This window comes from Mesorhizobium sp. M1088, assembly GCF_040318575.1.
Classification (GTDB): Bacteria; Pseudomonadota; Alphaproteobacteria; order Rhizobiales; family Rhizobiaceae; genus Mesorhizobium.
Window position 1 is genome coordinate 22,538 of the sequence record NZ_JAMYMO010000017.1, and the last position, 19,542, is coordinate 42,079.

Consider the following 19,542-nt stretch of genomic DNA (forward strand, 5'->3'; position numbering starts at 1 on the left):
CGTTATTCATTTGCTTGGGTGACCGGGGCGGCGGACCGCTTCGCGCTGGCCGCTTGCGCCGCGCTGCAAAGGCGCGTTCAATCATCACGGACAGGGGCCCTCCAGAACCAGCGGTCATGGACGAAAAGAAGGCAGCAATCCTTGGTGAAATACCGCGTCTGCGCCGCTATGCACGCTCGCTGTTGCGCGACCGCGATTCCGCTGACGATCTCGTCCAGGATTGTCTCGAGCGGGCACTTGTGCGGCTCGACAATTGGCAGACAGGAGAAAGCCCCAGGAGGTGGCTGTTTACGATCATGCATCATTTGTTCATCGACCAGATGCGCAAGGTGAACCGGCGCGGCGAGGCAGCGATGCTGCCGCTCGAGGCGAGCGAGGCGCAGGCAGCACCCGCCGAGCAGGTCGAGAGCATCGCCTCGCGCGAGATCGTCGACGCGCTGCAGGCGATCAGCCCTGACCGGCGCGCGGCACTTGTGATGGTCGCCATCGAAGGGTTTTCCTACGCCGAAGCCGCCAACATCCTTGGGGTTCCCGCCGGCACCTTGATGTCGCGCATCGCGCGCGGGCGCGAGGAACTGCGCGCGCTGCTTGATGATACCGCGCGCCGCCGGTCGATAAGGATCGTCGAGAAATGAGCCGACGCGATTTCTCCGAACGCGACATCCACATGGCTCTCGATGGCGAGTTGCCGGGCGACGAGCGGACGGCCTATGAGGCATGGCTCGAGGCCAATGCCGAGATGAAGGCCAGGAGCGCACGCTACGCCGCCGACCGGGCAGCGTTGCGCGCAGCCTTTAACGGCGTGCTGGACGAGCCCGTCCCGGTGCGGCTGACCAAGGTGGTGCTTGGCGAGGCGCCGGTGGTCAGAGTGTCGCCATCGCGCTCGCGTTGGTGGCTTGCGGCCGCCGCTGCCGCCATCCTGGTGATTGGCGGCGCTGGCGGCTACCTTGCCGGCATCGGCCGCCTCGGCCTGGAAAACACGGCCGAAGACCAGCTTGCCGAAGAGGCGATCGCCGCCCATGTCATCTATGCCGCCGAAAAGCGGCATGCGGTGGAAGTGCCGGCAAGCGACAAGGATCATTTGCAGAGCTGGTTGTCGAACCAGGTGGGTTTGAAGCTCGTCGCACCGGATCTGGCGGCGCAAGGTTTCCAACTGGTCGGTGGCCGGCTGCTGCCTGCCGGCCAGGGCAAGGCCGCGATGCTGCTTTACGAGGACGACAAGGGCGAGCGCATTTCGCTCTTCGTCATCGCCGAATCGGCAGCCAAGGCCAAGGGCACTTATGGGGAAGAAGATGGTCCTGAGGCCGTCTACTGGCTGGACAAGGGTTATGGCTGCGCCGTCGTCGGATCGCTGCCGCGCGAGCAGCTGGCCGCAGTGGCCAAGAGCGCCTATGGCCAGCTTCTGGCGGGCTTGAAAAGCTGAGCAGGATCTCGTTTTTCCGGAGCCGCGCCGATGCCGAAACACGAAGGTCGTTTCAAAGCCTTTGCGCGACCTGCCTGCCTTGAAAACTGTCACAATTCGGCCCTAATCGAGGTGCGATAGCGCTTGCTGAATGCTGGCACTTCGGCTGGTGTGACCGATGTTTAGACTAGGGCAGTTTCCACAACCCAATCGAGGTTTTCTGAGCCCGCATGCCTGCCGAGATTCGCAAGGCCCGCGCGTCCGACGTCGATGACCTCGCCGCCATCGAAAAAGCTGTTTTCTCGAGCGACCGCATTTCTCGTCGCTCTTTTCGCCAACTGATCGAACGCGACACCGCCGAACTGCTGGTTGGCGAGAACGATGGCCACGTCGCCGGCTATGCGGTCGTGCTGTTTCGCAAGGGCAGCGGCGTCGCGCGGCTTTATTCGATCGCCGTCGGTCCATTTTTCGGCGGCCGCGGCGTTGGCCGCCTGCTGCTGGAACAGGCTGAAGCCGCCGCTTTCGAGCATGGCCGCATGATGCTTCGTTTGGAAGTCCGCGAGGACAACCCGCGCGCCATCCAGATCTACGAGCAGAGCGGCTACCGCAAGATCGGTCGTGAACCGGACTACTATGAGGATGGCGCCACTGCGCTGCGCTATGAAAAGACCTTGCGCGGCGACATTCCGGTCGCCACCGAAGTGCCGTTTTATCAGCAGACTTGCGAATTCACCTGCGGACCATGCTGCCTGATGATGGCGATGGCTAACTTCGACCCCGGATTCGTGCCGGATCCGGTTATGGAAATCAGGCTGTGGCGTGAGGCGACGACCGTTTTCATGATGTCGGGGCCGGGCGGCTGCGAACCGTTCGGGCTGGCCGTCGCTGGCTATGAGAGCGGGCTTGCTGCTGAGATCTATGTCTCCTTCTACGGCGCGCTGTTCCTGCAGTCGGTGCGCAGCGAGGACAAGCGCCGGGTGATGGAGCTGGCGCAGGTCGACTTTCGCCGCCGCGCGGAACTTTACGGCATCCCGGTGAATTACCGTTCATTCGGGCTTGACGACATTCGCACCGCGATCGCAGAGGGAAAACTGGTACTGGTCCTGATCAGCGGCTTCCTGATGTTCGGCAAGAAGGTTCCGCACTGGGTATTGGCCATCGGTGACGACGGCGATCATATCCTGATCCACGACCCTTGGGTCGAGGACGAGCGGCAGGAGACGATCCTCGATGCTGCCAACATTCCCGTGCCTTACGGCATCTTCATGAACATGGCGCAATTCGGCCGCGACGGATTGCGCGCCGCCATCACTCTCGGAAAGCGCGACAGCCAATGACCTGGGTCATCCTTACCGGCCGGCAGAACGATCTCGACCAAGTGGCGACGCCGCACAAGATCATCACCAATCGCGACTACCTTGCCCATCCGGCACTCTTTCGCGGTCAGCGGCCGAAGGTAATCAACCTGTCGAACAATTACGGCTACCAGAGCCGCGGCTACTACGCCTCGCTGCTCGCGGGTTCGCGTGGCCATAAGGTCATCCCGACGGTCGAAACAATGATCGATCTGTCGGAGCGCAAGCTCTATGAGCACGCGTTGCCGGAACTCGAACTCGCACTCAACAAGTGCCGCAAGGATCTGGGCGGCGCTTTCCCGCAGAAGGTCTGCATCTTCTTCGGCATCGGACCGTCCAGGATCTGGGACCGCTTCGCAAAACTTCTGTTCGACTGGTTCCGTGCCCCGGCACTCGAGGTCCACATCAGGGACAGCGCCGAATGGGCCTCGATCCGCAAGATCGGCTTCCATCCCCTGGCCAGGATGACCGAGGACGAGGAAACGCACTTTCTCCAGTGCCTGGAGACCTACACCAACCGCGAGTGGCGCGACACCAAGGGCCGCACGCCGGCGCGCTACACTTTCGCAACGCTGGTCGATCCGCATGAGGAACTGCCGCCGTCGGAGATTTCGTCGCTGCGCCACTGGGCCAAGATCGCTGAAAAGATGGGCGTCGAAATCGAGCCGATCACCAAGCGGGATCTGGCCAAGCTCGCCAACTACGACGCGCTGTTCATCCGCGAGACCACTTCGATCTCCAACCACACCTACCGCTTTGCCCGCCGCGCCCAGCAGGAAGGCATGCCGGTCATCGACGATCCGCTGTCGATGATCCGCTGCACCAACAAGGTCTATCTCAACGAGCTGATGACCTACAACAAGGTACCGGTGCCGCCGACGGTGATGATTGCTGGCACGTCGGACCTGGAAGTTGCGGCACAGACGCTGGGCTTCCCGCTGGTGCTGAAGATCCCGGACTCCTCGTTTTCGCGCGGCGTCAAGAAATGCGGCACCTTCGAAGAGTTGAAGACGCTCGCAACCGAATGGCTGGAGGATTCCGACCTCCTGATCGCGCAAAAATTCATTCCGACGGAATATGACTGGCGCGTCGGTGTCCTCGGCGGCCAACCCTTGTTCGCCGTCCATTATCTGATGGCCAAGAAACATTGGCAGATCGTCAATCATAAGGCCAACGGCAAGCCCGACCAGGGCGGCATCAAGACGTTCACCCTGAAGGAAGCACCGGCCCATGTCGTCGAGACGGCGGTGAGCGCGGCGCGCTGCATTGGCGATGGCCTCTACGGCGTCGACCTCAAGGAAACCAGGGACGGCGTCTTCGTCATCGAGGTCAACGACAACCCCAACCTCGACCACGGCTGGGAAGACTCCGGCGAAAAAGACGAGGTCTGGGTGCGGCTGACGCAGTGGTTCCTGGAGCGGCTGGACCGGCCGGGGCGATAATATCCGAACTGAGGGGAAAAAGATGCTGTTCTTCGTAACCGAGGATTTTCGTGGCTGCGACCGCAAGGAGATCTACCGCCGTTTCCGCGACCAGGGCCGCCTGAAGCCGGACGCGCTTCTCGTGCACCACAGCTGGATCGCAGCGGATATGAGCCGCTGCTTCCTGCTGGTGGAGGCCGATGACGTCACGCTCCTGCAACGGTGGGTCATCGAATGGGCGGATCTGGTCGAATTCGAGATCGTTCCCGTGGCGACGAACAAGGATATGGTGGAGGCATTGAGCGGACATCTCTGACCCGTTGGGAACCTCCTGGTTCGCCACACCTGAATGCCGCCTTCTCCTATCAAGGAATTCGCGGATCGAGCGTCATCTCAAGGAGCCGGTTGCCCGCGCTTCCGCGAGACTGTCGCACTTAGCCGGACTGCCGGATCGTCGCGCTCGACTTCAGCAGCCGATTAATGTCCGACGCCTTTGACGGCACCCCGATCAAATAGCCTTGGGCCTCAACACAACCCTCCTTTTGCAGGAATTCAAGCTGCGCTTCGGTCTCGACACCTTCGGCGGTGACGGTGATGCCCAGCTGTGCGCCAAGCCCGATGATGGTGCGCACGATCGCCGCGGTATCGCGACTGTCGATGTCACGGGTGAAAGAGCGATCGATCTTGATCTTGTCGACGGGAAAGCGCCTGAGGTAGCCCAGCGACGAATAGCCGGTGCCGAAATCATCCAGCGCGATGCGGACGCCCAGATCGCGTAGCTGCCTGAGTGTCTTGAGCACCAGATCGCTCTCGTCCATCAGCACCGTTTCGGTGATTTCCAGTTCAAGCCGGTTGGCCGGCACGCCCGAGAACGCCAGGGCCGAGATAACGCTGCGGGCAAAGGTACCGCTTTTGATCTGTACGGCGGAGACATTGACGGCGATGCGCCAAGCCGCCCAGCCTGCCGCGGTCGTGCAGGCTTTTCGCAGCGCCCATTCTCCAAGCGGCACGATCAGCCCGGTCTCCTCGGCGGCCGGAATGAAGTCGTCCGGCCGTACCAGGCCGCGCACCGGCGAACGCCAGCGCATCAAGGCTTCGGCACCGACGATTTCGCCGGAGGCGATGTTCATGATCGGCTGGAAATCCAGCTCGAATTCCCGGCGCGACAGCGCTGCCCTGAGATCGATTTCGAGCGCCCGGCGTGCCCGCACCATCGCGTCCATGGCTGGTTCGAAGAAGCGGTACAGGTTGCGCCCTTCGCTCTTTGCCCGATAGAGCGCCATATCGGCATTTTTCAGCAAAGTGTCGGCGTCCTTGCCGTCATTCGGAAACAGCGCAATGCCGAGACTGATGCCGACACGCATGTCGTGTCTTTTGTCGCGAAACGGCTTTCCGATGATCTCGACGATGCGTTTGGCCAGCTTTTCCGCGTCGCCCGGGCTTTTGAGATTGAACTGGATGATGACGAATTCGTCGCCGCCGAAGCGGGCGACAACGTCCGTTTCATTGCGCAGGCACCGTTGCAGCCGTTCGGCCACGCATTTCAGCAGCCAGTCGCCGGCGGGGTGGCCCCAGCTGTCGTTGACCGCCTTGAAATGATCGAGGTCGAGCGAGAATATCGCCAGCGATCCGTCTCTCGTCTCACTCAGGGCTTGGTCGAGCCGTTCGCGAAGCATCGAGCGATTGGGCAGGTTGGTCAGTGTGTCGTGGTGCGCAAGATGGGTCATGCGCTCTTCCACGCGCCTGCGCTCGGTGACGTCGTCGAACGTCGCGACCCAGCCGCCGCCGCTCATCGGCCGGCGCGCAACCAGCAGCGTCCTGCCGTCAGCGAGATGGCGATGCGTTACGTGTGTTTTCCCCGCCCGCAGGCAGGCTTCGATTTGCGAGATTTCGCTGTCGGGGTCGAGCTTTGTATAAATGCCCAGTTCCAGCAGCCGCTTGAACGCATCACGGTGGCTCATACCAAGCGGGAAGTCGGCCGGCCTGACATGATAAAGTTCCAGGAAACGTTCGTTGCGCACGATCAGCTTGCCATCCGCATCGTACATCAAAAGGCCTTGCGACATGTTGGCAAGTGCCGCGTCGAAACGGCGATGCTGCTCCTTCAACTCCTGCTCGGCGCGCCGTTGCTCGGTGATGTCCTCGTAGATCGATACCCAACCGCCTGACGCCAGCGGCCGGTGCGAAATGTTGACGATACGCCCGTCTGCAAGCGTTTCCTCATAGGTGGAAGGTTTTGCCTGGTCGATATAGGGCTTGCGGATGGCATAGAGTTGCTCAGCGCTTTGCGAGGCGATGCCGATATCCACGCTGTGCTGGAGGATGTCGAAAAACCGGATGCCGGGCCGCACCACTTCGGCGTCGAGGCGAAAGATACTGATGTAGTTCCCGTTGCAGATGATCATCCGTTCATCGGCATCGAACATGCACAGGCCATGCGACATGTTCTCGACCGCTGCCGAAAAACGCTCGTTCTGTTCGCGCAGCTCGTCTTCAATAGGTTGCGGCTGACCAACGCCTTTGGCCCTCTGTCGGCGGACGGACGAACCAGCCTTGATACCGGCAACGGGCATGAGGCAAGCCTATGGACCATGGTTAACCATGGCACTGTTGTCCCTGCCGGTTAATTTACCGTTTTCAGCCGGCTGGAACGGCAGTCTGGCGTCGCGACTTTTCGATCGCCGCAAAGCGTTTGAGAAAGGCATTCTGCGCCCAAGTCACCGAGCGCGGCGTGACGTCGAAGCGCTCGGCATTGAAGCCGCGCGGCCGGCCGAAGAACTCCGTCGCCTCTGCCGTCGAAAAACCCGCAAGCAGCGTTGCTTCGAAATAAGCGGCGATCTGATCCGCTCGCTTGATCTCCTTGCGCAGTCCCGCGTCGAGTTCGGCCGGCAGTGAAAAGCGCAGATGGATGGCGCGCTGCAGCCTGATCTCGCAATCCCTGTAGCTGCCGCCCATGACGGATTTGAACGGCGAGATCATGTCGCCGATGACATATTCCGGCGCGTCGTGCAGCAGCGCCGCCAACCGCGCGTCGGCGTCGGCATCCGGCATCAGCTCGCCGACAAGCGTTTCGACCAGCAGCGAATGCTGGGCGACAGAAAAGGCGTGCTCGCCTCTGGTCTGGCCGTTCCAGCGTGCGACGCGGGCAAGGCCATGGGCAATATCGGAGATCTCGATGTCGAGCGGCGAGGGATCGAGCAGATCGAGCCGTCGGCCGGACAGCATGCGCTGCCAGGCGCGCGGCGGCGCCCCGGCGCGATCGGCAGCCATCAGGCGTCCTCCGCGCCAATGGCTTCCCGCGGAAAGCTGAATTTCGCCCAGGACGGGATAGCGAGCGACACGGCGACGTCCTCCGCAAGGATCGGCAGGCCGGCGTCGAGCGCTGCCTTGACCCGGTCGATGCGGGCAATGGCAAGGCCTGTCCTGGCCGCGGTCGAGCCAAGCGTGCCGACCGGTCGCCCCTCCACGGTCAACTCTGCGCGCGAAGTGGGCAGGGTGCGTTCGGCCGAGACAATCAACACCCGACGCCTGGCAGTGCCGCGATGCTGCATGCGCGAGACGACCTCCTGGCCGACGTAGCAGCCTTTCTTGAAGCCGACACCGCCGATCTCGTCGAGCAACACGTCATGCGGAAAAGCGTCGCCGAGCTGGTAGTCCGCACCGCTTTCGGCAATGCCATGGGCGATGCGAAAGGCTTGCCATGCAGCAAGGTCGCCGCCATCTGCGGTGTCATCGTAGAAGCGCTTGACGGCAGTATCGACAAACCGCGCATCAGCAAACGGTGCTGATTCAAATTGCGAAGTGGTTGAATCGCTTCCCCATGCGACGGCCACAACCGGCTGATCCAGCTTGGCAATTTCGACTTTGGCGCGCAATTTGTAGAGCGTCAGCCGGCGCATGAAATCATCGGCGGTCTCGGTACGGCATTCAAGTCGGAAAGCATTTTCGCCGGCGCGCGAGATCAGGAAGTCGAAAAGGATCTTGCCTTGCGGCGTTAGCAGCGCGCCGGGCTTTGCTTCGCTGCTGCCGAGCACGTCGAGGTCGGTGGTCACGATGTTCTGTAAGAAGTGCTCGGCATCCGGCCCGGACACGGAAACGAGTGCGCGATCTCTGAGCGGGGCAAAGGGCATGGTGGGAAAACGAGCCTGATCTTGCAAAACTATCGGCCATTACGTAAGCCGCTGGAACTTCCCCCGCAAGAGACCGGATCCGTATGGCCCCCATCTACGATCTCATCCTGACAGGCGGCACCGTGGTCAATCACGACGGCCAGGGTTTTCGCGACGTCGGCATCAATGGTGGGCGCATCGCTGCCATCGGCGACCTCCGCCAGGCGTCGGCCGGTGAGACGATCGACTGCCGTGGGCTGCACATCCTGCCGGGCGTCGTCGACAGCCAGGTGCATTTCCGCGAGCCGGGCCTGGAGCACAAGGAAGATCTGGAAACGGGCTCGCGGGCAGCGGTGCTCGGCGGCGTCACCGCCGTCTTCGAGATGCCGAACACCAATCCGCTGACCACCAGTGAGGCAACCCTTGCCGACAAGGTGCGGCGTGCCACCGGCCGCATGCATTGCGACTTTGCCTTCTGGGTTGGCGGGACCCGCGACAATGCAAAAGACGCTGGCGATCTCGAGCGGCTGCCTGGTGCGGCCGGCATAAAAGTTTTCATGGGCTCGTCCACCGGCGACCTGCTGGTCGAGGACGACGAAGGCGTTGCCTCGATCCTGAGGAACACACGCCGCCGCGCCGCCTTTCACTCCGAGGACGAGTTCCGGCTGCGCGAGCGGCTTGGCGAGCGCATCGCGGGCGATCCGTCCTCACATCCGGTGTGGCGCGACGAGATCGCTGCGTTGCGCTGCACGGAGCGCCTTGTGCGAATCGCGCGCCAGGTCAGCGCCCGGATCCATGTGCTGCACATCTCGACCGCCGAGGAGATAGGCTTCCTCGAACAGCACAAGGATGTCGCGACCTGCGAGGCGACGCCGCATCATCTGACGCTGAGCGCCGACGATTATGCGCAGTTGGGCACCCTGATCCAGATGAACCCGCCGGTGCGCGCCACGCGCCATCGCGACGGGGTCTGGTACGGCGTTGCGCAAGGCATCGTTGATGTGCTCGGCTCCGACCATGCGCCGCACACGCTGGCCGAGAAGGCAAAGCCTTATCCGGCGTCGCCGTCCGGCATGACCGGGGTGCAGACGTTGGTGCCGATCATGTTGGATCATGTCAACGCCGGCCGGCTGACGTTGCAGCGCTTTGTCGACCTGACCAGCCACGGCCCGCAGCGTATTTTCGGCATCGCCAGGAAAGGCCGTATTGCCGCCGGCTACGATGCCGATCTGACCATCGTCGATCTGAAGCGCCGCGACACCATCGCCAACGCCCAGCAAGGCTCCAAGGCCGGCTGGACGCCTTATGACGGCAGGCAGGTGACCGGCTGGCCCGTCGGCACCATCGTGCGCGGCCGGCGCGTGATGTGGGAAGGCGAGATCGTCACGCCAAGCCAGGGCAGGGCGGTGGAATTTTCCGAGGCGCTGGCGCGCTAGTCGCCGGCGACGAAGAACGTCCATTGTCCGGTCGGCGTGATGCCGACGCGGTAGAAAATGTAGGCACCGAACTGCTTCATGTCGTCATAGTCGCTGGCGGTGACGATCTTGAACAGCTCGACCCGTTGTCTGGCGTCGAGCTTGTCCAGTGGCAGGGCGAAGAAATAGGGCCAGACATAGAGATCCTGCGGCGTGCCGGCATCGACATGGACAAAACCGGCACTGAGCACTTCTTCCAGGATGGCGAGGATCTCCTGGCCTTCCGTATCGCCCGAAAGGCCCTTCAGGAAGGCGATCGGGTCGCCCTCGATGTCCCCCAGCGACAATTGGGTCATCGTGTCGCCCTTGCCGATCAGCGGGCGAAGTTTTTCGATGTCGCCGCTTTTGCAGGCCTCGACTATCAGATCGTGCATGCGCCTGACCGGTTCCGGCAACTTGGCCAGGTCGTAGACGACTTCGGGCACGGGCGCGTCCGGATCGACATGCGGATTGGCCATGCCGCCATCGTTGGCCGGCCCTTTCGGTTCGGTTTGTTCCGGCTCGTCGGATGGCGTCGGCTGGCTGGCCGGTGGTGGCGTCGTGCCGAGCGGGCCGGGCATCGGCACGGTACTTCCGGGCGGCGACATGTCAGCGTCGGGCGGCGGCGTGACCGGTGAGGGAAGGTCTTCGCGCTTGATCTCGCTGAGAGCTTGAGAGGGACTGCTCGCAAGAAACAGTGCAGAAGGAATCATCGCGCAGGAAGCGGTGAACCAAATGCTGAGGACCAGGCCGCGCGGCTTGCCTGATATCGAAAAATTCACCGCCTGCTACTCCCTGGTTCCAGCCCATCCATGTGCCCGGACATGATGTCCGGCGGCGCGCCGTCGTCAAAGAACCGGGGTCAGTGACGCAGTCTTTCGGGCTCGAAGGCCCCGGCAATCACCTTTTCACGCATGCGATCGAGCAGGGCAAGCGCCGAGGTCTCGCCATTGGTGCGCAGCATTTCGCCGAATGCCGTTTCGAGGGCCGCCTCGGCGATGATTTCCGGCTCGATCCCGGCCGACAATCCTTCTGCCCAGGCTTCGCTGTGGCTTTCCACGGCGGTCAGGCGCTTTTCTTCCCTGACCAGCGCGTCGATGTCGTTGACGCCATGTTCCATTGCGATGTCCACCCTTTCAAGCGGTGATCCGTTGGACAGGGATCAAGCTTGAGTTGTCCCTTTTACACGCAGGCGCAGTAAGTATTTGTAAATGCGACATTTTTTTGGTCGTCGTCTACAATTTCCGTCGCGTCCAGCAAACCTGCGTCCGATCCGTTTCAAACTTAGCCGATTAGGCAGGCCAAGGGGACGGAAACCTTCAGTTTGAGTTAATTTCACATCTGCGCGCTAACGTTTCGTTAACATAGTTGCAAAAGTGCAACATCAGGTTTGCACCAAGACCTCACTCGAGGCAAGCGGAGAAGCGTCGAACGCGTCCGCCGCAACGGCGCCGACCCTTGATGCGGCTTTTCCGCAAAGCGGCTGCCGCCGTCAGTTTCCGTAGCGCGAGGCGATGTCGCGAGACAGCGTCTCGCCTTCCTTCATGTAGCGGCTGATGGCTTCCGTCGCCGAGGCGGTGCATTGCGTATAAGTGCCGCCGAACGACCGGTAACCGCGGTTGAAGCTGGCGATGAAGCGGGCGCGCCGCTCCGGGTTCGGATTTTCCGATGCGATCAGTTTTTCCATCTCGGCTCGCCACCGATCGCCCTTCTCGCCACACAGATTACGCAGGAAATGCAGCGAGCCGAGCACTTCCGCCAGCCGCATCAGCCCGGGCTCGAACGGTGCTTCGGCGGCAATCGCCGGGCGCGCACCGACAACCACACTGACGGCGAGGCATGCGGCGAGAAACGAAGACGTGCGGCTCATGGGTCCTTGTGCTGAAACAATTTGTCGCCTGCAAGGCGATTCTCTGGCTCAGATCTCGCCGTCTTTGTCGGGACCGAGTAGATCGTCGGCAATTTCAAACACTGCATCGGCGAGCGGCATCGCTGTCATTTCGGCCAGCGTATAGAAAGCCGCGGTCTCGGCATCGTCGCTGGCCACCGCCTCGCCGCCAGCATACTCGGCCCCAAACACCGTCAGCCAGTAGTCGACCGGATGCCCGTCGCCGCTGCCGTCGATGTGGATTTCCCGCAGCGGCCGGTAGCTGCGCGCCTGCAATCCGGTCTCTTCCAGCAATTCGCGCCGTGCTGCCTGTTCCAGCGTCTCGCCGGCTTCGACCTTGCCGCCGGGAAAGGCATGGAGACCTTGCGAGGGCGGCCTGGCCCGCTTGACCAGCAGCACCGTGTTCTCGCGCACGACGCAGACCGAGACTGCCGGAATGATCTTGCGTGCTTCCATGGGCTTCGGATCGCTCGATTGGCATAGCCCGTTGTGGACCGGCCGCCGGCGAACAGCTTTAGCGGTTGCGAAAGGCGGATTCCATGGCCACTTTCACATGCCACCAATTCGAGAGCTGAATTCATGTGCGGACGCTTTGCTTTGACGGCCACTCCGGACCAGACCGCCGCCTTTCTCAGCCTAGCGGAACTTGAGGAGTTTCCGGCCCGCTACAACATCGCGCCGACGCAGCCGGTGCTGATGGCGTTCGCCGGATTGCCACAGGCGCCGGGCTCGAACCTGCCCGACCGCCGCTCGATGCTGGTGCGCTGGGGCCTGATCCCGGCCTGGGTCAAGGATACGCGTAACTTCCCGCTGCTGTTCAACGCGCGTTCTGAGGGGGCTTCGGAAAAGGCGTCGTTTCGCGCTGCCATGCGCCATCGCCGCGCCCTGGTACCGGCTTCGGGATTCTACGAATGGCACCAAACCGGTGGCAGAAGAGGGCAGCCCTATTGGGTGCGGCCAAGGCATGGCGGGCTTGTCGCCTTCGCCGGGCTGATTGAGACCTATGCTGAGCCGGGCGGCTCGGAAATGGACACCGGCGCTATTCTGACCGCCCACGCCAATGCCGATACTGCCCATATCCACGACCGCATGCCGGTAGTGATCCACCCCGAGGATTTCGCGCGCTGGTTGGATTGCCGCACGCTCGAGCCGCGCGACGTGGCCGATCTGCTGAGACCCGCCCAGCTCGATTTCTTCGAAGCGATCCCGATTTCCGACCTCGTCAACAAGGTCGCCAATACCGGGCCGGAGATTCAGGAGAAGGGCGTCGTCGAGCTTGAGCCCGACAAGGTCAAGCGCCAGAAGTCCGGCGCGAACGACAGTCAGATGAGTTTATTTTAGCAAAAGCTACTATTACTGGTTCGCCGTGAGCGCCTCAAATCTTTCCCGACGGCATTCTCAGGCAGCGCGCGGCGAAACGATTTTTTGCGCCGGCTTCTTCTTCTTCGCGGTGTGCAGAAGAGCTGCGACGATTGCTGCCGGGCCGATCGCCCGGTAATGGCTGGCGAGCGCCGGTTGCTTGGCGCGGTTGGATTCTTGCTTAGGCATTGTTCTCTTCCCTGGTAACGTCTTCGTGTCTGCGTTTGCTGGCCGAATCCGACCAAATCGTGACGCTTGCTGATCTAGCCGGCGAATGTTTCATCACAGTGCCGACCTGTTTAATAAAATGTTTCAGTGGCTCAATTCCTGTGAGCCAACGATATTTTTGGCGAAGGTAGCGACTTGACGGCAACACCGGGCAAGGCGATAAAGCCGGCCATGAGAACGTCTTTCGCCATTTGTGGCATTTGCATTATTGGCTAGCCTCGCGCTGGTCCTGGACGTTTTCGCCTCATCTCCTCCCAGATTGGACAAACGCCCCGGCCAGCAGGCTGGAGCCGATTTGCGCCTCGGCGTAACCGACTCCATCCAGAGCACGATCCCAGAAGGTCATGCCAAAGTAACGCACCGGGAACGCACGTATGTCTGACGCATCGAAGAGCCTGCGCCTCTACAACACGCTAACGCGGAGCAAGGAGGATTTCTTCCCGATCGATCCGCGCAACGTGCGCATGTATGTCTGCGGCCCGACGGTCTATGACTTCGCCCATATCGGCAATGCGCGGCCGGTGATCGTCTTCGACGTGCTGTTCCGCTTGCTGCGCCATCTCTACGGGCAAGCGCACGTCACTTACGTCCGCAACATTACGGACGTCGACGACAAGATCAACGCTCGCGCGCTGCGCGATTTCGGCGGCGAAATTGCATCGGGCAAGCTGTCGCTGAACGAAGCGATCAGGCGGGTCACCGAAAAGACCGCCGGTCAGTTCCACAAGGACGTCGCGGCGCTCGGTTGCCTGGAACCGACGGTCGAGCCGCGCGCCACCGAGTTCGTCGAGCCCAGGCCCGACGGCAAGGTCGACATGATCTTCTTGATTCAACGCTTGATCGAACGCGGCCATGCCTATGTCGCGGCTGGAGAAGTCTTGTTCGACACCGCTTCCATGCCGGATTATGGGCAGTTGTCGAAGCGCAATCTCGATGAGCAGCAGGCCGGCGCCCGCGTCGCCGTCGATGAGCACAAGAAGAACCCGCAGGATTTCGTGCTGTGGAAATTGTCTTCGCCCGAGGAGCCGGGCTGGGACAGCCCGTGGGGCAGGGGTCGGCCGGGCTGGCACATCGAGTGCTCGGCGATGTCGGCCGCCTATCTCGGCGAGGTGTTCGATATCCATGGCGGTGGTCTCGACCTGATCTTTCCGCACCACGAGAACGAGATCGCGCAATCGCGTTGCGCCCACGGCACCGAAACGATGGCCAAGATTTGGATGCACAACGGTTTCCTGCAGGTCGAGGGCCAGAAGATGTCCAAGAGCCTGGGCAATTTCTATTCGATCACCGAATTGCTGGAGACGGATACCTTTGGCGGCCGCAAATGGCCGGGCGAGGTGCTCAGGCTGGCGATGCTGATGACGCACTATCGCGAGCCGATCGACTTTTCCGTGCGCAAGCTGGAAGAGGCGGAGAATACGCTGCGCAAATGGAAGCGGGCGGCCGATCTGGCGCCGCCGACGGCAAAGCCGGTGCCGGCGGATGTGATCGAAGCGCTGTCGGATGACCTTGCCACCTACGCCGCATTCCAGTTGCTGACGCAGTTGGCTGGTGATGCTGTTGATTTCAACGCAGGTAGCGGCAACGCAGCCGCCGAAGACAACGATGCTGCCGCTTCACTGAAGGCATCGCTTCTGTTCCTCGGCTTCGACATCGCAACAGCCAAGGTGGATGAAGACGCCATTGCCAAGGCGATCGCCAAACGCCTCGCGCTGATCGCCGCCAAGAACTGGGCCGAGGCCGACCGCATCCGCGACGAGTTGCTGACGCAAGGCATCCAGTTGAAGGACGGCAAGGACCCCGTCACCGGCGAACGCATCACCACCTGGGAGGTAAAAAGATGATCGATCATCTCGGCATCACCGTTTCGGATTTCGACGCGTCGAAGGCTTTTTACGACAAGGCGATGGCGCCGCTCGGCGCCTCGCTGCTCTACATGGTGCCGCAGGAATATACCGGCGGCGCCAAGGTCGGCGGCTACGGCCGCGACCGGCCGGTGTTTTGGCTGCATGCCGGCAAGGACAAGCCGAAGGATCATCAGCATGTCGCCTTCACGGCTCGCAGCCGCGCCGAGGTCGTTGCCTTTCACGCCGCGGCGATTGCCGCCGGCGGCAAGGACAATGGCCGGCCGGGCCTGCGCCCGCACTACCATCCGAACTATTATGGCGCTTTTGTTTTCGATCCCGACGGCAACAATATCGAGGCGGTTTGCCATGCCGCGGAGTAGTGCGCGATGAGCCTCGACAACAGACCAGTCTATACAGGCGGCTGCCAGTGCGGCGCGGTGCGCTTCCGCGTCGAAGGAGCTCTCGGCGATGCTTCCGTATGCCATTGCCGCATGTGCCAGAAGGCGAGCGGCAATTTCTACCTGCCGCTGGTCTCGGTGCGCGGCGCAAGGCTGGACTGGACGCGCGGTGAGCCCAAACGCTTCCGCTCGTCCAACGCGGCTTTGCGCGGTTTCTGTGCCGAATGCGGCACGCCGCTGACCTTCGAAGCGCCCGACGGGGTGGCCCTCGCCATCGCCACATTCGACCACCCCGAGGAGATTGCGCCGACCATCCAATGGGGTGTCGAAGCCAAGCTCCCGTACGTGGATCACGTCCACGAATTGCCAGGTGAGGAAACGATGGCCGACGTCTCGCCGGCCTCCTATCTCGCCGATCTCGTCTCCTACCAACATCCCGACCACGACACCGAACAATGGCCGCCGGAGGAAAAATCATGACCGAAACCGTTCGTACCGGCGGCTGCCAGTGCGGCGCCGTGCGCTTCCGCATCCACGGCGCGCTCGGCCGCCCGTCCATTTGTCATTGCCGCATGTGCCAGAAACAGTTCGGGTCGTTTTTCGGCGCGCTGGTGACAGTGCCGAGCGACGGCGTCGAATGGGTGCGCGAGGAGCCGAGTTACTTTCAGTCGTCGGTCAACATCGATCGCGGCTTCTGCACCCGCTGCGGCACACCGCTGACCTACCGCCAGCCCGGCGCGCTGGAGATCGCCATCGGCGCCTTCGACGACCGTTCCGATCTGGCGCCGCAGATCCAGGTTAACTACGCCGCCAGGCTGCCTTGGGTCGAGACGATCTTCGACGCGCCGATCCATGACGACCCGGATTTCTACGCGCGACAGGAATCCATCATCTCCTTCCAGCATCCCGATCACGAGACGGCCAACTGGCCGCAGCAGGGCCTGAAATTATGAGCAGCGAATTCCGTACCCTCTATCCCGAGATCGAGGCTTTAGAGTCCGGCATGCTCGACGTTGGCGATGGCCATCAGGTCTATTGGGAGCGCTCCGGCACCAGAGGGGCCAAGCCGGCTGTCTTCCTGCATGGCGGGCCGGGCGGCACCATTTCGCCAAAGCACCGGCGGCTGTTCGATCCGAAGCTGTACGATATCATCCTGTTCGACCAGCGCGGCTGCGGAAAATCGACGCCTAATGCCTCGCTTGAAGCCAACACCACCTGGCACCTGGTCGCCGACATCGAGCGCCTGCGAAAAATGTGCGGCTTCGACAAATGGCTGGTGTTCGGCGGTTCGTGGGGTTCGACGCTGGCGCTGGCCTTTGCCGAGACCCACCCCGAGCGGGTCAGCGAACTGGTCGTGCGCGGCATCTACACGCTGACCCGCGCCGAACTCGAATGGTACTACCAGTTCGGCGTGTCGGAGATGTTCCCCGACAAGTGGGAGCGGTTTCTGGCGCCGATCCCGGAGGCCGAGCGCGGCGACATGATGGCCGCCTACCGCAAACGGCTGGTCGGCAGCGATCCTGTGGCGCAGGTCGAGGCCGCCCGCGCCTGGAGCCTGTGGGAGGGCGAGACGATCACGCTGCTGCCGGAACCGGAAACCAGCGGTCCCTTCGGCCAGGATGATTATGCCTTGGCTTTCGCCCGCATCGAGAACCACTATTTCGTCCATGCCGGCTGGCTGGAAGAGGGACAGCTGCTGCGCGATGCATGGAAGCTTAAGGATATCCCGGGTACCATCGTTCACGGCCGCTACGACATGCCGTGCCCGGCGCGCTACGCCTGGGCGCTGCACAAGGCGTGGCCGAAAGCGGATTTCCATCTGATCGAAGGCGCCGGCCACGCCTATTCGGAGCCGGGCATCCTCGACAGGCTGATCCGCGCAACGGACATGTTTGCCGGGAAATGACCATGGCTCGCGAGCGCCTTTATCTGTTCGACACCACGCTGCGCGATGGTCAGCAGACGCCGGGTATCGACTTCTCCGTTGAGGACAAGATCGCCATCGCCAAGCTGCTCGACGAGTTCGGCATCGACTACGTCGAGGGTGGCTACCCCGGCGCCAATCCAACCGACACCGCCTTCTTTGCCGAGCGTCGCACGGCCGATGCCAAGTTCGTTGCCTTTGGCATGACCAAACGGGCAGGAGTGTCGATCTCGAACGATCCTGGGCTTGGCGCGCTGGTCCAGTCGAAGTCGGACGCCATCTGCTTCGTCGCCAAGAGTTGGGACTACCATGTCCGCGTCGCGCTCGGCTGCACCAACGAGGAGAACCTCGAGGCGATCAAGGCCTCGGTCGAGGCGGCGCTCACTGCCGGCAAGGAGGCGATGGTCGACTGCGAGCATTTCTTCGACGGCTTCAAGGCCAACCCCGATTATGCGCTGGCCTGCGCCAGGACGGCCTACGATGCCGGCGCGCGCTGGGTGGTGCTGTGCGACACCAATGGCGGCACGCAGCCCTCCGAGGTGCGCGCCATCGTCGAAAAGGTGATCGCCACTGGCATACCGGGCGACCATCTCGGCATCCACGCCCATGACGACACCGGCCAGGCGGTGGCGAATTCGCTTGCCGCCGTGGAGGCCGGCGTCCGCCAGATCCAGGGCACGCTGAATGGCATCGGCGAGCGCTGCGGCAACGCCAACCTGATCTCGATCGTGCCGACATTGGCATTGAAGCCGGCCTTTTCCCGCCGCTTTGCTACAGGCATTTCGGCAGAGGCGCTGACCGGTATATCGCGCCTGTCCCGCGCCTTCGACGAGTTGCTGAACCGTGCGCCCGAAGCGCAGGCGCCCTATGTCGGTGCCTCCGCTTTTGCTACCAAGGCCGGCATCCATGCCTCGGCGCTGGCAAAGGAGCCGGCGACCTACGAGCATGTGCCGCCAGAGACCGTCGGCAACCGCCGCCGCGTCATGGTTTCGGACCAGGGCGGCAAGGCCAATTTCCTGGCTGAGCTGAAACGGCGTGGCATCGACATGCCCCGGGACGACCATCGCCTCGACGCGCTGATCGCCGTGGTCAAGGAGCGCGAGGCCGAGGGCTATGCCTACGAAGGTGCCGACGCCAGCTTTGAGCTTTTGGCGCGCAAGATGCTGCACGGCCTGCCGGAATTCTTCCGCGTCACTTCTTTCCGCTGCATGGTCGAGCGCCGGTTCGACGCCAACGGCCAGCTGAAGACGGTCTCGGAGGCGATCGTGAAAGTGCTGGTCGAGGGCGAGGAGAAGATGTCGGTGGCCGAAGGCCACGGCCCGGTCAACGCGCTCGACATTGCGCTGCGCAAGGATCTCGGCAAATTCCAGAGCGAGATCGCCGATCTCGAACTGGCCGACTTCAAGGTGCGTATCCTCAACGGCGGCACCGAGGCGATCACCCGCGTGCTGATTGAATCGCATGACGGCACCGGTGCGCGCTGGTGGACGGTCGGCGTCTCCGAAAACATCATCGATGCTTCCTTCCAGGCGCTGATGGATTCGATCGTCTATAAGCTGATGAAGAACCGCGACATGGCGGGCTTGGCGGCGGCGGAGTAAGAAATGGGCTTTTCGATAAGTTGGCTGGGCTTTCGCGGTTACGGGATAAAGGAAGCTGCGGCGTTGTTCGGACGCGAGATTGGCGATCCATCGGAGATTTTCGAAGCGCCTGTGAACGCCTATGCCAGCGAAAAGAACTGGGCGATCATCATCCTCGATCCCTGCAGCTTTCCGAACCCGCCTCAGCAATATCTGGCCGCGATTTCGCAAGAGCGGGAAATCGTGATCGCGCACATAGAAGAGCATGTAATGTTCGCGCGCGCCGAGCTCTGGCGCGACGGAAGGAACATCTGGAAAGTCTGGCACAGCGGCGACAAGACCGTGCGGGACTTGCATGTCACGGGTGATCTCCCTGCGTCTTTCGAAGCGCTGAAGCAACAGTGTTTTTCAAAGCAGGATGAAGAAGATAGCAAAGGTACAGAGGTCGATCTTGTTTTTGACCTTCCCCTCGATCTTGCGGCGGAACTGACGGGCTTTCGGCACGATGAAGGTTCGCCCGACAACGTCTTTTTCGAACTCAAGGAGAAGCCTGCTCCGCCTTGAGACCGTGTCGTGC

The 19,542-nt window shown here is 62.2% G+C and carries 22 protein-coding genes; 14 read left to right on the top strand and 8 right to left on the bottom strand.

Annotation, left to right across the window (positions count from 1 at the left end; genetic code table 11):
- Positions 1-116: 116 nt before the first annotated feature.
- The 5 genes from NKH49_RS19790 (at position 117) to NKH49_RS19810 (ending at position 4,494) form a co-directional block, all read left to right on the top strand.
- Entirely contained in the window at positions 117-635 is a 519-nt protein-coding gene (locus NKH49_RS19790) for a sigma-70 family RNA polymerase sigma factor (RefSeq protein ID WP_023719875.1), read from the top strand.
- Entirely contained in the window at positions 632-1,423 is a 792-nt protein-coding gene (locus NKH49_RS19795; RefSeq protein ID WP_352471054.1) for an anti-sigma factor family protein, read from the top strand. The genes NKH49_RS19790 and NKH49_RS19795 overlap by 4 nt, the downstream gene beginning before the upstream one ends.
- Positions 1,424-1,632: 209 nt before the next feature.
- Positions 1,633-2,739, top strand: a complete 1,107-nt coding sequence (locus tag NKH49_RS19800; protein ID WP_352471055.1) for a peptidase C39 family protein — start codon at positions 1,633-1,635, stop codon at positions 2,737-2,739.
- On the top strand, positions 2,736-4,199 hold the full coding sequence (locus tag NKH49_RS19805; RefSeq protein ID WP_352471056.1) for a RimK family ATP-grasp domain-containing protein: 1,464 nt from the start codon (positions 2,736-2,738) through the stop codon (positions 4,197-4,199). The genes NKH49_RS19800 and NKH49_RS19805 overlap by 4 nt, the downstream gene beginning before the upstream one ends.
- Positions 4,200-4,221: 22 nt before the next feature.
- Complete coding sequence (locus tag NKH49_RS19810; RefSeq protein WP_023719871.1) at positions 4,222-4,494, top strand: DUF3303 domain-containing protein; 273 nt, start codon at positions 4,222-4,224, stop codon at positions 4,492-4,494.
- A 118-nt stretch (positions 4,495-4,612) separates the two neighbouring features.
- On the opposite strand, the gene NKH49_RS19815 is transcribed toward NKH49_RS19810, so the two are convergent.
- The 3 genes from NKH49_RS19815 to ygfZ all read right to left on the bottom strand — a co-directional run bounded on the left by NKH49_RS19815 (position 4,613) and on the right by ygfZ (position 8,308).
- A complete protein-coding gene (locus NKH49_RS19815) occupies positions 4,613-6,751 on the bottom strand; it encodes a putative bifunctional diguanylate cyclase/phosphodiesterase (protein ID WP_352871505.1) in 2,139 nt (712 codons plus the stop codon).
- Positions 6,752-6,815: 64 nt separating this feature from the next.
- A complete protein-coding gene (locus NKH49_RS19820) occupies positions 6,816-7,448 on the bottom strand; it encodes a YfbR-like 5'-deoxynucleotidase (RefSeq protein ID WP_023719870.1) in 633 nt (210 codons plus the stop codon).
- The gene (gene ygfZ, locus NKH49_RS19825; RefSeq protein WP_352818267.1) at positions 7,448-8,308 is read right to left on the bottom strand and encodes a CAF17-like 4Fe-4S cluster assembly/insertion protein YgfZ; all 861 of its coding nucleotides are present in this window, start codon (positions 8,306-8,308) and stop codon (positions 7,448-7,450) included. Before ygfZ ends, NKH49_RS19820 begins: the two co-directional genes overlap by 1 nt.
- An 83-nt stretch (positions 8,309-8,391) precedes the next feature.
- On the opposite strand from ygfZ, the gene NKH49_RS19830 reads away from it, so the two are divergent.
- Positions 8,392-9,723 carry a dihydroorotase gene (locus NKH49_RS19830; RefSeq protein WP_352818265.1) on the top strand — a complete coding sequence of 444 codons (1,332 nt, stop codon included), beginning with the start codon at positions 8,392-8,394 and terminating at the stop codon, positions 9,721-9,723.
- Here the strand turns inward: NKH49_RS19830 and NKH49_RS19835 are convergent.
- The 4 genes from NKH49_RS19835 to NKH49_RS19850 all read right to left on the bottom strand — a co-directional run bounded on the left by NKH49_RS19835 (position 9,720) and on the right by NKH49_RS19850 (position 12,085).
- Positions 9,720-10,523, bottom strand: a complete 804-nt coding sequence (locus tag NKH49_RS19835) for a hypothetical protein (RefSeq protein ID WP_352501828.1) — start codon at positions 10,521-10,523, stop codon at positions 9,720-9,722. The genes NKH49_RS19830 and NKH49_RS19835 overlap by 4 nt on opposite strands.
- An 80-nt stretch (positions 10,524-10,603) precedes the next feature.
- Positions 10,604-10,861, bottom strand: a complete 258-nt coding sequence (locus NKH49_RS19840) for a hypothetical protein (protein ID WP_023677749.1) — start codon at positions 10,859-10,861, stop codon at positions 10,604-10,606.
- 372 nt (positions 10,862-11,233) lie between these two features.
- Entirely contained in the window at positions 11,234-11,611 is a 378-nt protein-coding gene (locus tag NKH49_RS19845; protein WP_023677748.1) for a TIGR02301 family protein, read from the bottom strand.
- 48 nt (positions 11,612-11,659) lie between these two features.
- Positions 11,660-12,085, bottom strand: a complete 426-nt coding sequence (locus NKH49_RS19850) for an NUDIX hydrolase (protein ID WP_352540784.1) — start codon at positions 12,083-12,085, stop codon at positions 11,660-11,662.
- A gap of 123 nt (positions 12,086-12,208) precedes the next feature.
- Between NKH49_RS19850 and NKH49_RS19855 the strand changes: the two genes are divergently transcribed.
- The gene (locus tag NKH49_RS19855) at positions 12,209-12,970 is read left to right on the top strand and encodes an SOS response-associated peptidase (RefSeq protein WP_352927431.1); all 762 of its coding nucleotides are present in this window, start codon (positions 12,209-12,211) and stop codon (positions 12,968-12,970) included.
- Between the two features lie 57 nt (positions 12,971-13,027).
- On the opposite strand, the gene NKH49_RS19860 is transcribed toward NKH49_RS19855, so the two are convergent.
- Positions 13,028-13,177 (bottom strand): hypothetical protein, encoded by a 150-nt coding sequence (locus tag NKH49_RS19860; RefSeq protein WP_023677745.1) that lies wholly within the window; start codon positions 13,175-13,177, stop codon positions 13,028-13,030.
- 413 nt (positions 13,178-13,590) lie between these two features.
- On the opposite strand from NKH49_RS19860, the gene cysS reads away from it, so the two are divergent.
- Genes cysS through NKH49_RS19895 form a run of 7 tightly spaced genes read left to right on the top strand, consistent with a single transcriptional unit; the run spans position 13,591 to position 19,529 of the window.
- Positions 13,591-15,060, top strand: coding sequence for a cysteine--tRNA ligase (cysS, locus tag NKH49_RS19865; protein WP_352615885.1), 1,470 nt, complete (start codon positions 13,591-13,593; stop codon positions 15,058-15,060).
- A complete protein-coding gene (locus NKH49_RS19870; RefSeq protein WP_352835475.1) occupies positions 15,057-15,443 on the top strand; it encodes a VOC family protein in 387 nt (128 codons plus the stop codon). The genes cysS and NKH49_RS19870 overlap by 4 nt, the downstream gene beginning before the upstream one ends.
- A 6-nt stretch (positions 15,444-15,449) precedes the next feature.
- A complete protein-coding gene (locus NKH49_RS19875; protein ID WP_352471066.1) occupies positions 15,450-15,941 on the top strand; it encodes a GFA family protein in 492 nt (163 codons plus the stop codon).
- A complete protein-coding gene (locus NKH49_RS19880; RefSeq protein WP_352835472.1) occupies positions 15,938-16,414 on the top strand; it encodes a GFA family protein in 477 nt (158 codons plus the stop codon). Before NKH49_RS19875 ends, NKH49_RS19880 begins: the two co-directional genes overlap by 4 nt.
- Positions 16,411-17,367 carry a prolyl aminopeptidase gene (gene pip, locus NKH49_RS19885; RefSeq protein ID WP_352927437.1) on the top strand — a complete coding sequence of 319 codons (957 nt, stop codon included), beginning with the start codon at positions 16,411-16,413 and terminating at the stop codon, positions 17,365-17,367. Before NKH49_RS19880 ends, pip begins: the two co-directional genes overlap by 4 nt.
- A complete protein-coding gene (cimA, locus tag NKH49_RS19890) occupies positions 17,364-18,986 on the top strand; it encodes a citramalate synthase (protein ID WP_352684574.1) in 1,623 nt (540 codons plus the stop codon). The genes pip and cimA overlap by 4 nt, the downstream gene beginning before the upstream one ends.
- 3 nt (positions 18,987-18,989) lie before the next feature.
- The gene (locus NKH49_RS19895) at positions 18,990-19,529 is read left to right on the top strand and encodes a hypothetical protein (RefSeq protein ID WP_352501831.1); all 540 of its coding nucleotides are present in this window, start codon (positions 18,990-18,992) and stop codon (positions 19,527-19,529) included.
- Positions 19,530-19,542: the final 13 nt, after the last annotated feature.

Bases quoted from the DNA above. Each gene is read 5' to 3' on its own strand.
- cimA (WP_352684574.1), top strand. From the start codon at position 17,364: ATGACCATGGCTCGCGAGCGCCTTTATCTGTTCGACACCACGCTGCGC.
- NKH49_RS19830 (WP_352818265.1), top strand. From the start codon at position 8,392: ATGGCCCCCATCTACGATCTCATCCTGACAGGCGGCACCGTGGTCAAT.
- NKH49_RS19860 (WP_023677745.1), bottom strand. From the start codon at position 13,177: ATGCCTAAGCAAGAATCCAACCGCGCCAAGCAACCGGCGCTCGCCAGC.
- NKH49_RS19845 (WP_023677748.1), bottom strand. From the start codon at position 11,611: ATGAGCCGCACGTCTTCGTTTCTCGCCGCATGCCTCGCCGTCAGTGTG.
- NKH49_RS19800 (WP_352471055.1), top strand. From the start codon at position 1,633: ATGCCTGCCGAGATTCGCAAGGCCCGCGCGTCCGACGTCGATGACCTC.
- ygfZ (WP_352818267.1), bottom strand. From the start codon at position 8,308: ATGCCCTTTGCCCCGCTCAGAGATCGCGCACTCGTTTCCGTGTCCGGG.
- NKH49_RS19840 (WP_023677749.1), bottom strand. From the start codon at position 10,861: ATGGAACATGGCGTCAACGACATCGACGCGCTGGTCAGGGAAGAAAAG.
- NKH49_RS19870 (WP_352835475.1), top strand. From the start codon at position 15,057: ATGATCGATCATCTCGGCATCACCGTTTCGGATTTCGACGCGTCGAAG.
- NKH49_RS19880 (WP_352835472.1), top strand. From the start codon at position 15,938: ATGACCGAAACCGTTCGTACCGGCGGCTGCCAGTGCGGCGCCGTGCGC.
- NKH49_RS19810 (WP_023719871.1), top strand. From the start codon at position 4,222: ATGCTGTTCTTCGTAACCGAGGATTTTCGTGGCTGCGACCGCAAGGAG.
- NKH49_RS19795 (WP_352471054.1), top strand. From the start codon at position 632: ATGAGCCGACGCGATTTCTCCGAACGCGACATCCACATGGCTCTCGAT.
- cysS (WP_352615885.1), top strand. From the start codon at position 13,591: ATGTCTGACGCATCGAAGAGCCTGCGCCTCTACAACACGCTAACGCGG.
- NKH49_RS19790 (WP_023719875.1), top strand. From the start codon at position 117: ATGGACGAAAAGAAGGCAGCAATCCTTGGTGAAATACCGCGTCTGCGC.
- NKH49_RS19850 (WP_352540784.1), bottom strand. From the start codon at position 12,085: ATGGAAGCACGCAAGATCATTCCGGCAGTCTCGGTCTGCGTCGTGCGC.
- NKH49_RS19820 (WP_023719870.1), bottom strand. From the start codon at position 7,448: ATGGCTGCCGATCGCGCCGGGGCGCCGCCGCGCGCCTGGCAGCGCATG.
- NKH49_RS19895 (WP_352501831.1), top strand. From the start codon at position 18,990: ATGGGCTTTTCGATAAGTTGGCTGGGCTTTCGCGGTTACGGGATAAAG.
- NKH49_RS19875 (WP_352471066.1), top strand. From the start codon at position 15,450: ATGAGCCTCGACAACAGACCAGTCTATACAGGCGGCTGCCAGTGCGGC.
- pip (WP_352927437.1), top strand. From the start codon at position 16,411: ATGAGCAGCGAATTCCGTACCCTCTATCCCGAGATCGAGGCTTTAGAG.
- NKH49_RS19805 (WP_352471056.1), top strand. From the start codon at position 2,736: ATGACCTGGGTCATCCTTACCGGCCGGCAGAACGATCTCGACCAAGTG.
- NKH49_RS19855 (WP_352927431.1), top strand. From the start codon at position 12,209: ATGTGCGGACGCTTTGCTTTGACGGCCACTCCGGACCAGACCGCCGCC.
- NKH49_RS19815 (WP_352871505.1), bottom strand. From the start codon at position 6,751: ATGCCCGTTGCCGGTATCAAGGCTGGTTCGTCCGTCCGCCGACAGAGG.